This window comes from Paraburkholderia phytofirmans, from assembly GCF_046028095.1.
Classification (GTDB): Bacteria; Pseudomonadota; Gammaproteobacteria; order Burkholderiales; family Burkholderiaceae; genus Paraburkholderia; species Paraburkholderia phytofirmans_A.
On sequence record NZ_JAQQDJ010000022.1, the window covers coordinates 49,110 to 61,732 of the forward strand.

Here is a 12,623-nt window from a genome sequence, read left to right on the forward strand (position 1 = left end):
AGCTTGTCTGTGAGTCTTCTGTTCACCACCGCGAGCCGCGCACGACACTCAGTACGGACTCGCGCTCAAAGCTTACAGGCAAACTATCAAAAGAGTCAGTTCAGCGCCACGAGCACGTGTTGCATCAAGCAGACGAATCTCGTGAGCCGGCGACGCGCGCCGCATCCTCTTCCTGCAACTTGCGCCACAAGATCTTGCCGCTACCCGACTTCGGCAGCGACGTCACGAACTCGACTATGCGCGGGGCTTTATATGCGGCCATCTGCTCATGCGCCCAGTCGATGATCTCCTGCGCAGTAATCGTACCCGCGTGCGCCGCGTCGGGCACCACCAGCGCCTTCACGGTCTCGCCGCGCTTCTCGTCTTTCACGCCGATCACGCAGACCTCGTGAATCGCCGGATGCCGGTACATCAGCGCCTCGACTTCAGCCGGCCATACCTTGTAACCGGATGCGTTGATCATACGTTTGAGACGGTCGGTCATGAAGAAATAACCGTCTTCGTCGATATGGCCTAGATCGCCGGTTCGCAGAAACCGCTTGCCGTCGAGTTCGATGAACACTTCCGCCGTCGCCTTCGGATTACCCCAGTAGCCCTGCATGACTTGCGGCGCATGCGTGACGATCTCGCCGGTTTCGCCTTGCGGCAGTTCCGCGAGCGAGACCGGATCGATCACGCGCGAGTCCACGTCGAACACGGGAATGCCCAGGCACTGCGGTTTCGGCCGATGCGGCGGATTGATGTGCGTGCCGGCAATCGTCTCCGTCATGCCGTAGCCTTCGACGTAATCGAGCCCGGTCAGCGCCTTGAGCTTTCTGGCAATCGCGTCCGGCATCGCCGCGCCGCCGCCGCGCGTACCGGTGAGGCTCGACAGATCGTATTCGTTGAGCTTCGGGTTCGAGAGGAAATCGACCATCATCGTTGAGATGGACTGCCATGCGGTAACGCGATATTTCTGCATGCATAGCGCGGCGGCCTCGCGATCCCAGCGCGGCAACAGCACGATGGTCATGCCGGAAAAGACCGCGCTGTTCATGCCGCCTTGCATGCCGGTCACGTGAAAAAGCGGCAGTACGGATAGATAAACGCCGTCCGGCGGCGACGAGAACCAGACGCAGCCGCCGAGCGCCGTGCTCATCACGCTGCGGTGCGTATGCATGCAGCCTTTGGGCTTGCCGGTGGTGCCGGACGTATAAGGCATCACGCACAGATCGTCGGGACCGGTGGTGAGCGGCCCCGGCGCAATGTGTCGATCGAGCACTTCTTGCCACGAGGTAACGCCGGCAATTGCGAACGTCTTGCGTGGCGCGGCGACGAATTCAGGCACCGGTATCGGCGAGGGTTTCTTCAGATAATCGCTATACGTGGCGACGATTGCGTGCTCGATGCCCTTTCCAGGTCCGCTGCCGATCAACGGCTCGACATTCGCGAACAGGCATTGCGGCGCGATGATCGTGGTCGCGCCGCTGTCTTCCACGTAGTGCGCCAATTCGGCGCTCATGTTCATCGGATTGACTGGCACCACCACCGCGTTCGCCCGCAGGATGCCGTAGTAAGCGATGATCCATTGCGGGCTGTTCTGCATATACAGCAGCACGCGGTCGCCGGCCTTGACCTGACACTCCTGTTGCAGAAAACCCGCGATTCGTTCGGCTTCGTCCTTGAATTCGGCGAACGTGACCGCCGTGTCGTAGAAGATGATGAACGGCTTGTGGGGATAACGCGCCGCCGAGACTTCGGCGTTATAGAACAGATTGGTCTCGGGCAGCGTCAAGTGCAGTGGCAGTTGCGGCGGCCAATGCGGGTGATGGCGTTCGTTCATCAGCGTCTCCAGCTTTCTACTGTCGGTGCGCGTCGGCTTGCTGCCGCGCGCTTCGTTCACAGCGCCGCGTCGGACCCGCGTGACGCTCAGACGATGATCGCGCCGCCGTCCACCGCGAACTCCTGGCCGGTGACATGGCGCGACGTTTCGCTCGCAAGAAACACGATCGGACCTTTGAGATCTTCTTCGCCGCCCAGACGCTGCAAGGGTGTATGCGAGACGATCGTTTCTCCGAGCTTATCGAGCAAACCCGCCGTCATCTTCGAAGGAAAAAAGCCCGGGCAGATCGCATTGACGTTGATGTTGTACTTGCCCCACTCCGCGGCGAGCGCCCGCGTGAAATTGATCGCGGCGGCCTTGGACGTGTTGTACGCAATCGTATTCATGCCCGGCGGCGAACCCTTCAAGCCCGCCACCGAAGCGATATTGATAATCTTGCCCGCGCGCCGCGGAATCATGCTGCGCTTGCCGACTTCGCGAGCGAGAAAGAACGGCGCGTTGACGTTCAGGTTCATGACCTTGTGCCACGCATCATCGGGATAGTCTTCAGCGGGTGCGCCCCATGTCGCGCCCGCGTTGTTGACTAGAATATCGATGCGGCCGTGCACGCCCAGTACTTCATCCACGAGACCGGGGATGCCTTCGAAGCGCTGCAGATCGTTGACTACCGTTTGCACTTCGATACCGAGTTGTTGCAGATGCGTTTTCGCTTCGGCTAGTTCGTCGCCCTTGCGCGCGGTGATGGCGACGCGGCAGCCCATTTCGCCGAGTGCCTCGGCCATTTGCAGACCGAGGCCGCGCGAGCCGCCGGTGATGAGTGCCACCTTGCCGTCCAGTTGAAACAGGTCCTTCACAGACATTGCGTCGCTCCTCCAGATTTGTTCTGCCATGCAGATCGGTATGCCGTGTTTTGCGCCCATCATACGTGCCGGAATTCGGCCTGTAAATAAAAGCACGATCATTCGCTTTCAATATAAACTGACGCGTATCGTCGAGTGGCGAAGCATCGGGAATTACCCGAATGCCGCGCCTTTCAGCCGCACCGGGCCGATATGTTCGAGGGCGCTTTTACGCTTTGCCTTACGTCGCTGTTCCGCATAGCGGCTTACTTTTTCACGGGTCTTCTCTCATGCAAGATGCGCAGATCATCAACTCACGTGATCTCGAGTTTCAGTTGTTCGAAGTACTCGAAGCGGAGGCGCTAAGACGCCGCGCGCGTCACGCCGATCACAGCCGCGAGACCTTCGACGCCGCGCTCGATACCGCGCATACGGTCGCCGTGGAAAAGTTCGCGACGCACAACCGTGTCTCGGACGAACACGAGCCGCACTTCGACGGTCAACGCGTCACCCTGCCCGCCGAGGTGAAGGACGCACTCGACGCCATGCGCGCCACCGGCTTTCTCGCCGCGGGCAAAGACTACGAATGGGGCGGCATGCAGTTGCCGTCGGTGATTTCGTTTGCCTGCTTGTCGCTCTTCAAGAGTGCGAACATTGCGACCGCGTCGTATGCGATGCTAACCACGGCGAACGCAAACGTGATCGAGCGCTTCGGCAGCGAAACGCAAAAGCGCAAGTATCTGCAAGCGCTCTTCGAGGGTCGCGCGTTCGGCACCATGGCGTTGACGGAACCGCAAGCAGGTTCGAGCCTGTCCGATCTCGTCACGAGCGCCACGCCCAATGCGGACGGCACCTATTCGATTCGCGGCAACAAGATTTTCATCTCAGGCGGCGACCACGAGTTGAGCGAGAACATCGTGCATCTGGTGCTGGCGCGCATTCCCGGCGGGCCGCCGGGCGTCAAGGGCATTTCGCTCTTCACCGTGCCGAAGTTCCATGTCAACGAAGACGGCAGCCTCGGCGCGCGCAACGACGTCGCCCTTGCCGGACTGATTCACAAGATGGGCTGGCGCGGCACGACGTCGACCATGCTGTCGTTCGGCGAACATGGCGAATGCATCGGCGAACTGGTAGGCGAGCCGCATCACGGTCTCGCGTATATGTTCCATATGATGAACGAGGCGCGCATCGGCGTCGGACTCGGCGCGGTCATGCTCGGCTACCGCGGCTATCTCGCGTCACTCGATTACGCGCGCGAACGGCCGCAAGGACGCCGCCCCGACAACAAAAATCCGCTCGATCCGCAATTGCCGCTAATCGAACACGCCGACGTGCGCCGCATGCTGCTCGCACAAAAAGCCTATGTGGAAGGCGCTTACGCGTTGTGCCTGTACGCGGCGCGTCTCGTCGACGAACAGAACACCGGCGAGAGCGAAACCGCGCGCGCCGATGCGGGCCTGCTGCTCGATCTGCTCACGCCGGTGGTGAAATCCTGGCCGTCCCAATGGTGTCTCGAAGCGAATAGTCTCGCGATCCAGATTCACGGCGGCTACGGCTACACGCGTGAATATCCGGTCGAGCAGTTCTATCGCGACAACCGGCTGAACATGATTCACGAAGGCACGCATGGCATCCAGGCCATCGATCTGCTCGGCCGCAAGGTGACGATGAAACAGGGCGCGGCGCTCAAACAACTGGCCCACGAAATCCAGCAGACTATCGGCACGGCGCGCGAACACCCCGCATTGCACGCGCATGCCGATGCGCTCGGCGAAGCATGGACCGATCTGACTGCCACAGTCGAGGCGTTGCTGCCCACGCTGGCCCATGAAAGCGAACGCGCGCTCGCCAACGCGAATGCGTTTCTCGAAGCCTTCGGTCATATCGTGATTGCGTGGACATGGCTGCGTCAGGCGATCGTCGCAAGCGCCGCGCTGCCTGCTTCGCTTAACGAAGCAGACGCGGACTTCTATCGCGGCAAGCTGCATGCGTGTCAGTGGTTCTTTCGCTGGGAACTGCCGCGCGTCACGTTGATGCTCGCCACGCTTCGCACACTCGACGACACCACGCTCGGCATGGCGCCGCAATGGTTCTAGGCGTCGCCGCGTTGACGCGCCTTGGCGCGCGTCGACGCACATTAGCAAACGGCCAACCCGATATGTGGAACATTGCCGTCACACGTGCGCAACACAAGCCGTCGCCATGATTGCCGGAATGGCTGCCAATGCGGCGCTCCGGGCAGTTTTTCCAGCATGAGCGCTTCGGCTGGAGTATTGTTTAAGCGCGCCGGGAGCGTCGCGGCATCACTCTTCTACAAGACAGGGTGCTCCTCGTGGGCGAAGAAGTGCTCGCAAGCGCGTGGTTTTTTGCATGCAACGAAGCGACATCAACTTTTCGAGGATGGAGAAAACGTGAAAACAGTCAATCTTTTGAAGGCGCTCGGCATCGCATTGTGTTTGGCAACGGCGGCCAGCGCCTATGCGCAGTCGAGCGACGCGATGGCGTCCGGCGACACGTCGGCGCCCAGTGCCAAGACGGTCAAGAAGACGGACCGCGCGCTGGGTCTGCAAGTGCGCAAGGCTCTATCGAAGGCGCAGGGTTTTGACGTGTCGAACGTGTTCGTCCGGGCCCGTGGCGGCGCGGTGACGCTGACCGGATCGGTGCCCGACGGCGCGCAGATTCCGCAGGCAGAGGAAGTGGCTAAGAGTGTTGCCGGCGTGAAGTCGGTGAACAACAAGCTCACGATCGGCACGCAAGGCGGCGGCGGAGGTTAAGCGCCCGGCTCACCCGATGACTTGCCGGTGATCACAGGCAACGCCGCTCGTCGCTCGATGCGAGTGTGAGGCGTTGCCTGCGGTCCTGGTATTTGAAACGCTTATTGAAGCGTCCATTGAAACGTACGTGGAAGCGCCTATCGTCGAACGAGGCCGACCACGTAACGGCACACGTCTTCGCCCGCGTTGAAGAATTCACATTCGAGCGGCGCGCCAAGCTGCAGACAATCCCCCGCTTCCAGCCGATAAACCTGCTGGCCTTCCCTAAAGGTCAACACGCCAAGCGTCACCCAGATCTGTTGATGCTGAAACACGAAAGCATCCGGCGGGTACGGCACTTTCACGCCCGGCGGCAATTCGATCTCCAGCAATTCCAGCACGCCGCCTGTAGGTGGCGAGATGCGCCGTCGCGTGTAGCCGGTCTCCGGGTCTTGCCAGACTGACTGGTCCGCATGCCGCACGAGTCGTTCGCCAGTCTGCTCCGCGAGCGCCAGCAAGGTCGACAAAGTCAGGCCGAACGCGCCTGACAGACGCCCGAGCACGGTCGCCGTGGGACTCGCCTCGCCGCGTTCAATCTTGCTGATCATCGCCTTCGACACGCCCGAGCGTTCCGCCAGTTCGCTCAGCGACCAGTTGCGCGCCTCGCGCTCGGTCTTCACGCGCGAGGAGATCGCCTGGGTCAGATCGATGGCAGCGGATTCGGACATGGAAAGATGGACGCGTTAGAGAGTGAGGAAATCGGGCACCGCAAATTATATCGAGGCGGTGTGAGCATCGACGCCGAGGTCCGCGCTCGCCTCGCCGCTCATTAAAGGCCGAAATCAATATCTTGCATAGTGATTTTTCGTCCACTATATTAAACGAACGATCGCGACAGCAAGCCGCACGAGCGCACGCGATTCGAACGCCAGCCGTAAGCATTCGTCCACCCAGCCGGAAGACACCATGCCGAAGGAAATCGTTCTCAACGCTTTTGACATGAACTGCGTCGGCCACATCCAGCAAGGCATGTGGACCCATCCGCGCGATCAGTCCGCGCGCTATACGGATCTGCAGTACTGGACCGACTACGCCCGCACGCTCGAAGCGGGCCTGTTCGACGGCATCTTTTTCGCCGATGTCGCCGGCGTCTACGACGTCTACGGCGGCAACCCCGACGCCGCCATTCGCGGCGCCGTGCAGGTGCCGGTCAACGATCCGACACTGCTGATCCCCGCCATGGCCGCGGTGACGCGTCATCTGTCGTTCGGCGTCACGTCCAATCTCACGGTCGAGCTGCCATATCTATTCGCGCGGCGCATGTCGACGCTCGATCATCTGACGCGCGGCCGGGTGGGCTGGAACATCGTCACCGGTTATCTGGACAGCGCGTCGCGCGCGATCGGCCTGAGCGGCCAGATGGCGCACGACGACCGCTACGACCTCGCCGACGAATACATGGAACTGGTCTACAAACTGTGGGAATGCAGTTGGGAAGACGGCGCGGTGTTGCGCGACAAGGTTCAGGGCGTGTATGCGGACGCGTCGAAGGTCCACGTGATCCACCATCGCGGCAAACAGTATCGGGTCGACGCGATGCATCTGAGCGAGCCGTCGCCGCAGCGCACGCCGGTGCTGTATCAGGCGGGATCGTCGGCGCGCGGCAAACGGTTTGCCGCGGCGCACGCGGAGTGCGTGTTCGTCAACGGCCAGGCGAGGCCGGCCGTGAAGGCGATCGTCGACGATATTCGCGCGCACGCGGTTGCAGGCGGCCGCCAAGCCGACGACATCAAGGTGCTGCTCGGGCAAACCGTCATCACCGGACGCACGGACAGCGAGGCGCAAGAAAAGTACGCGGAGTACCGCCGTTATGTCAGCTCCGAGGCGGCGCTCGTGCATGCGGCGGCGTCGCTCGGCATCGACTTCGCGCGCTACGACCTCGACGAGCCGATCGAAACCGGCAAGAGCCAGGCCATCGTATCGAACGTTGAAGCCATGACGCGCGCGGCGGGTCCGCAGTGGACCAAACGCAAGCTGCTCGAACAGATGGTGCTGGGCAGCCGTCAGGCGCCGCTGGTCGGCTCGGCCGAACGAGTGGCGAGCGAGTTGATCGCGTGGACCGAAGAAGCGGGCGTGGATGGTTTCAATCTATCGCGTACGGTCGCGCCGGAATGCTTCGAAGATTTTATTGCGCACGTCGTGCCGATTCTGCAGGAACGCGGCGCTTACAAGCGAGCGTATCGTGACGGCACCTTGCGGGAGAAGCTGTTCGGTCACGCGCGTCTGCCTGCAAACCATACGGCGGCGAAGTTTCGCTCGCCGGCTTGTGCCGCGGCGCCCGTCTCGAGCGATGCCTGATGCCAGCGCCGCGATGCACACTTCAGTTACGCATGTTCGGCTGCCGGGCGCGAAGCCGCAAGATGCCGCCTGCCCGTTTGCGTCGTCGCTCTGGTTCCAGGTGATCCTTATCGATAGCACTGTCATGCAGATTCTCACTTCATGCCGTCCGCGCCGCCATGCAGCGGCACGGCGATTCTTTCGCAGAGGCTCACATGCTTGACAGGAGCACCTTCCGCGACGCGATGGCCGGTCTCGGCGCCGCCGTCAACATCATCACGAGCGACGGCGCGGCGGGTCTGGCCGGCTGCACCGCATCCGCGGTGTGCGGGGTGACCGACGAACCGCCCACGCTGCTCGTCTGCATCAATCGCGGCAGCCGCAACAACGCGGCTTTCCGCGCCAACGGCAAACTTTGCGTCAACGTGCTCAGCGCCGAACATCAGACGCTTGCCGCGCACTTCGCCACCAGCACGCTGCCGGTAGCGGAACGCTTTGCCGCCGCGCAATGGGACACCCTCGCGACGGGCGCACCGGTCCTGCATGGCGCGCTCGCTTCGCTCGACTGCGAGATCGAATCGGTGACCGAAGTCGGCACGCACACGGTGTTCTTCTGCGCGGTGAAAGCGGCGCATACGCATGTCGAAGGCGACGCGCTGATCTACTACGGCCGCCGCTATCACCGTGTCGGCGCGCGCTCCCTGCACGCGACGCATGCGGCCGAAGCCAGCGACGCGCTCGCTGCCGAATCGGCCGGCTACCGCACGATGTACCGCACAAAACTCGCATGAAAGAAGCCTCGGCAAACCCGCATCGACCTAGCCACACGGCAGCCGGCAAGACGCGTTCGCTCGTGATTCTGCTGCTCTGTCAGGTGGGCGCGATGAGCGTGTGGTTTTCATCGTCGGCGGTCGTGGCGATCGTCAGGCAGGCCGAGAGTCTCTCTGCCATGCAAGCGACCTTGCTCACCAGCGCCGTGCAGGCGGGGTTCGTGGCCGGCACCGTCACGAGCGCCCTGCTCTCGCTTGCCGACCGCTTCGATCCACGGCGGCTCTTCATGATCAGCGCGTTGACGGCGGGCGCGGCCACCGCATGTCTCGTCTTCCTCGCGCCGGCGGGCCCGCTCGCCATCCTGCTGCGGCTATTGACCGGCATCTGCATGGCCGGCGTTTATCCCGTCGGCATGCGGCTCGCGGCGACGTGGGCGAAAGGCGATCTCGGTTTGTTGATCGGACTGCTGGTCGGCGCGCTCACTTTCGGCTCGGCGAGTCCGCATCTGCTGGCCGCGCTCGGCGGTTCGAACTGGCGCGCGATCTATTGCATCTCGGCGTGCTGCGCGCTGCTGGCGGGCGTCGCGATTCTGCTGTGCGGCGTCGGGCCGAATATGGCGCGCGCGACGCGCATCGAATGGTCCGCGCTGGCCGGCGCCTGGCGCAACCGCGCGCTGCGGCTCGCGAACCTCGGTTATCTCGGCCACATGTGGGAGTTGTACGCGATGTGGGCGTGGCTCGCCGTATTCCTGCAAGCGAGCTTTGCGGCAGCCGGCATGCGAGAGCCGCGCGCAGCGGCCGAATGGCTCACCTTCGGCGCGGTTGCGGCGGGCGCGCTCGGCGCGTGGCTCGGCGGCGTGCTGGCGGACCGGCTCGGCCGCACCACGGTGACGATCGGCGCGATGGCCGTGAGCGGCGCGTGCGCCGCCTTGATGGGCTGGCTGCTCGGCGCGCCGGTCTGGCTGGTCGGCTGCGTGGCGCTGTGCTGGGGGATTTCGGTGATCGCCGATTCCGCTCAGTTCTCGGCGAGCATTGCGGAGCTCGCCGAGCCTGCGTCGATCGGCACGTTATTGACCGCGCAGACCTGCGCGGGTTTTCTGCTGACGCTGGTGAGCATTCATCTGGTGCCGGATGTCGTCGCGTTGGCGGGTTGGCGCGGCGCGTTCGGCATGCTCGCGGTCGGGCCGCTGCTCGGCTGTATCGCAATGGCGCGGTTGCGGCGTTTGCCGGACGCACGACGGCTTGCGGGTGGGCGGCGTTAGCGCCTTGGGCAGCTCAGGTTCAAGCCCGCGCGCCACCACTACGCGCGCACGATGCCGCTCAACGGACGCCCCGCCGACGTCTGCCCGAACAGCGCGGACGCCGTGCGCTGCGGATCGAGTCCGAGACTTTCGCTCGCGGTGCCGGCGATCAACGCATCGAGCGAGGCGGTCGGCTTGAGATCGCGCGCCTCGTAAAGGTTGTGAGGCGCGAGACCCGGCCAGTCGGCGATCACGCGTCCACCCTGCACCGAGCCGCCGAGCACCATCGCCACCGACCCAGTGCCGTGATCGGTGCCGCCCGTGCCGTTGGCGGCGGCGGTTCTGCCGAACTCCGTGGCAACCAGCACCGTGGTCTTGCTCCACAACGGTCCCATGCCGTCGCGCAACGACGCGAGCATCGTGTCGAGCGCCTTCAACTGATTGGCGAGGCGGGCGTTCTGCGCGCTGTGCGTGTCCCAGCCGCCGGTTTCGATCATCGCGATGCGAGGCCCGTTCTCGCGCGTCAGGAAACCCGCGGCGAGCTTGCCGAGACTCGCCGGATCCTGGCGCGCGCCGGCGTCGCCCGCGAGGCCGCGCGCGGTCATCGCCGACTCCCACAGCGGACGCAACTGCGCGTCCTGATCGTAGAGTTGCGAGACGCGCGTGAGCAGATCGTCGGGGGCTTGCGGCAGCGCCGAAGGTGCATACGACGTCACCGCCGCCGGCCCGCGCAATGCCATCGGCACAGTCGGCGCGAACGCGATCGCGTTTTCGCGCGTGGCCGGTAATTGCGCGACGAGCCGGTTCAGCCAGCCGTCTTTCATCTGATATGGCGACGTGCCGCCGGTCTCGAGCACGTTCTGTCCGTCGAAGTGCGAACGGTCGCGATACGGCGACGCCACCGCATGCACGAACAGCGCCTGATGATTCGCATACATCGCGGCGGTCTGGACCATCGCGGGATGCAGCGCGAAGCTGCCGTCCAGGCGCGGCGCGTTCGACGTATCGACGGCAAGCGCGCCGCGCAGCGTGGCGTAGGCGGGTTCGGCGTACGGCACGACGATGTTCAGACCGTCGGCGGCGCCGCGCTGGATCACGAACACGAAACGGCGCTCGGTGGCGACGCTTGCAAACGCGATTTGCGGCGACACGAGCATCGCGCCCGCGCCGGCAGCGGCGACGCTCAGAAACTTGCGGCGTGACAGCATGGCATTCATCTCCGTTGAAAATCCGGCGAGACCAGCAACAACGCGATCGCCGTCGACGCGCTTTCGGCACGCGATACCGCCGTGGCCGTCGGCGCGCTGAGCGAACCGGCGAGCAGGGTCTGGCCGAGTGCGCGCGCATCGAGCCGGTCGCCGACTTGCGACGCGAAACGCTGCGCCACTTCGACCCGGCGCACGAGCGCGTCGGGCGCGGCCCAGCTCGCGGCGATGTCGTCGTAACCGGCGGGCGAGCCCGGACGCCACACCGGCTGGCCGAGCTGCGTGAGAATGGGCGCCGTCTGCAGCTTGCCGAGGTCTTGCCAGCCGAGTCCGCGCATCGACGAAATGGTCCACTCCCACGGCGTTTTGAATTTCACGGCGGTGGGCGACCACGCTTGCGGCATGTCGATCAACGCGCGATAGACGGCCGGCAGATCGCCGCCGCTGCGCTCGAATGCGCTGGCCAGATGTTCGCTCACGCCGGGCGGCGGATTATCGGCGACGAAATGACGGGCCAGCTTGCCGCCGATATGCTGCGCGGTGGCCGGCGCGCTCGCGAGGTCGTGCAGAATCGCGAGCGCCTGCTCTTCTCCGGGCTGATCGTAGCGGCGGCCCATGATGGTCCGCGAGCCGGGTTCGTGCAGCGCGGCGCGAAACACGAAGGTGCCCGGCGCGGCGTTCTGCTGCATCGCTAGCCGGCCCGCGTTGCCGGGGTTGGCGGGATTGGCCGGATTGCCCGCGACGCTCCAGCCGGTCAGCGCGCGGGCGAATTCGGTGACGTCGTCCTGACTGTAGCCGCTGCGCACGCCGAGCGTGTGCAGCTCCATGATTTCGCGCGCGAGGTTTTCGTTCAGGCCGCGTTTGCGCTCCGGATTGCGCTGCGCGGCACGCATGGCCGCCGTGCTGTCCGGTCCGACCGAGCGCGTCTGATCGAGAAACACCTGCATGGCCGGATGACGTTCGACGGCCACCAGCATGTCTTCGAAGCGGCCCAGCACGTGCGGACGAATCGCTTCGGCCTCGAACGAACCGGCCAGCACCGCGACACCGGGCTTTTCGGTGGAGACCGCGAAGTGGTTGGACCAGAAATGCACCAGCCGCTCGATGAACGGCGTCTGCGTGGTCAGCGCACTGGTCACCCGTGCATTCACCGATGAGCGGTACATGTCGAGTATTTCGCTGCGGATCGCTTTTCGTTCGGCTTGCCTGGCGGTTAGCGCGTTTGATTGCGTTGAGGTGGGTGCGGCGGCCTGCGCGTTTGCTTGTGCGTTTGCTTGTGCGTTTGTCTGCGCCTTCGCCTGACTACGGGTTTGCCCCTCAGGCATAGCCATGTTTTGCGCGTTCGCGGGACTCGTCGCCGTGCCCTCGCTCGCACTCTGACGAGCCTGCTGATTGAACTGCATGCGCTGCTGTAAGAGTTCAATAGAAAGCGCCACCGAGTCGGGCTGATTCGCCCATGCAGCCGGTCGCGCCTGGTACTGTTCGAACTGCGCAAGCAGCCAGCCTTTCGGATCGGCGGGCGACGTGTCGTCGACGCGCGCACCCAGGCCGAAACGGTTCAGCGCAATCGCCGCGGCGTTCAGGTTCGGTGAGTTGGCCATACCATCCTCTTCGGCTGTGGATAGTCTTTAAACGGCTGTCACGCAAAAATCCGTC

At 63.9% G+C, this 12,623-nt stretch carries 10 protein-coding genes; 5 read left to right on the top strand and 5 right to left on the bottom strand.

The window, feature by feature from the left end; genetic code table 11:
* Positions 1-124 precede the first annotated feature (124 nt).
* On the bottom strand, positions 125-1,822 hold the full coding sequence (locus tag PQR54_RS36685) for a long-chain fatty acid--CoA ligase (protein ID WP_408254583.1): 1,698 nt from the start codon (positions 1,820-1,822) through the stop codon (positions 125-127).
* Between the two features lie 86 nt (positions 1,823-1,908).
* A complete protein-coding gene (locus PQR54_RS36690; protein WP_408254586.1) occupies positions 1,909-2,682 on the bottom strand; it encodes an SDR family oxidoreductase in 774 nt (257 codons plus the stop codon).
* 269 nt (positions 2,683-2,951) lie between these two features.
* Between PQR54_RS36690 and PQR54_RS36695 the strand changes: the two genes are divergently transcribed.
* A complete protein-coding gene (locus PQR54_RS36695; protein WP_408254589.1) occupies positions 2,952-4,757 on the top strand; it encodes an acyl-CoA dehydrogenase in 1,806 nt (601 codons plus the stop codon).
* A 315-nt stretch (positions 4,758-5,072) separates the two neighbouring features.
* Positions 5,073-5,435 (top strand): BON domain-containing protein, encoded by a 363-nt coding sequence (locus PQR54_RS36700; RefSeq protein ID WP_408254640.1) that lies wholly within the window; start codon positions 5,073-5,075, stop codon positions 5,433-5,435.
* Between the two features lie 137 nt (positions 5,436-5,572).
* On the opposite strand, the gene PQR54_RS36705 is transcribed toward PQR54_RS36700, so the two are convergent.
* Positions 5,573-6,142, bottom strand: coding sequence for a helix-turn-helix domain-containing protein (locus PQR54_RS36705; RefSeq protein ID WP_408254591.1), 570 nt, complete (start codon positions 6,140-6,142; stop codon positions 5,573-5,575).
* A 238-nt stretch (positions 6,143-6,380) separates the two neighbouring features.
* Between PQR54_RS36705 and PQR54_RS36710 the strand changes: the two genes are divergently transcribed.
* The 3 genes from PQR54_RS36710 (at position 6,381) to PQR54_RS36720 (ending at position 9,783) form a co-directional block, all read left to right on the top strand.
* On the top strand, positions 6,381-7,772 hold the full coding sequence (locus tag PQR54_RS36710; RefSeq protein ID WP_408254593.1) for an LLM class flavin-dependent oxidoreductase: 1,392 nt from the start codon (positions 6,381-6,383) through the stop codon (positions 7,770-7,772).
* A gap of 194 nt (positions 7,773-7,966) precedes the next feature.
* Positions 7,967-8,542: a flavin reductase gene (locus PQR54_RS36715; protein WP_408254596.1), complete on the top strand. Its 576-nt coding sequence runs from the start codon at positions 7,967-7,969 to the stop codon at positions 8,540-8,542.
* A complete protein-coding gene (locus tag PQR54_RS36720) occupies positions 8,539-9,783 on the top strand; it encodes an MFS transporter (protein ID WP_408254599.1) in 1,245 nt (414 codons plus the stop codon). The genes PQR54_RS36715 and PQR54_RS36720 overlap by 4 nt, the downstream gene beginning before the upstream one ends.
* Before the next feature lie 38 nt (positions 9,784-9,821).
* On the opposite strand, the gene PQR54_RS36725 is transcribed toward PQR54_RS36720, so the two are convergent.
* Both PQR54_RS36725 and PQR54_RS36730 read right to left on the bottom strand, forming a co-directional pair.
* Entirely contained in the window at positions 9,822-10,970 is a 1,149-nt protein-coding gene (locus PQR54_RS36725) for a DUF1501 domain-containing protein (RefSeq protein ID WP_408254601.1), read from the bottom strand.
* 5 nt (positions 10,971-10,975) lie between these two features.
* Complete coding sequence (locus PQR54_RS36730) at positions 10,976-12,568, bottom strand: DUF1800 domain-containing protein (protein WP_408254604.1); 1,593 nt, start codon at positions 12,566-12,568, stop codon at positions 10,976-10,978.
* Positions 12,569-12,623 lie beyond the last annotated feature (55 nt).

What these genes read in the sequence shown, in the direction of transcription:
- PQR54_RS36685 (WP_408254583.1), bottom strand. Translation starts at nt 1,822, where the DNA reads ATGAACGAACGCCATCACCCGCATTGGCCGCCGCAACTGCCACTGCAC.
- PQR54_RS36690 (WP_408254586.1), bottom strand. Translation starts at nt 2,682, where the DNA reads ATGTCTGTGAAGGACCTGTTTCAACTGGACGGCAAGGTGGCACTCATC.
- PQR54_RS36695 (WP_408254589.1), top strand. Translation starts at nt 2,952, where the DNA reads ATGCAAGATGCGCAGATCATCAACTCACGTGATCTCGAGTTTCAGTTG.
- PQR54_RS36705 (WP_408254591.1), bottom strand. Translation starts at nt 6,142, where the DNA reads ATGTCCGAATCCGCTGCCATCGATCTGACCCAGGCGATCTCCTCGCGC.
- PQR54_RS36710 (WP_408254593.1), top strand. Translation starts at nt 6,381, where the DNA reads ATGCCGAAGGAAATCGTTCTCAACGCTTTTGACATGAACTGCGTCGGC.
- PQR54_RS36715 (WP_408254596.1), top strand. Translation starts at nt 7,967, where the DNA reads ATGCTTGACAGGAGCACCTTCCGCGACGCGATGGCCGGTCTCGGCGCC.
- PQR54_RS36720 (WP_408254599.1), top strand. Translation starts at nt 8,539, where the DNA reads ATGAAAGAAGCCTCGGCAAACCCGCATCGACCTAGCCACACGGCAGCC.
- PQR54_RS36725 (WP_408254601.1), bottom strand. Translation starts at nt 10,970, where the DNA reads ATGCTGTCACGCCGCAAGTTTCTGAGCGTCGCCGCTGCCGGCGCGGGC.
- PQR54_RS36730 (WP_408254604.1), bottom strand. Translation starts at nt 12,568, where the DNA reads ATGGCCAACTCACCGAACCTGAACGCCGCGGCGATTGCGCTGAACCGT.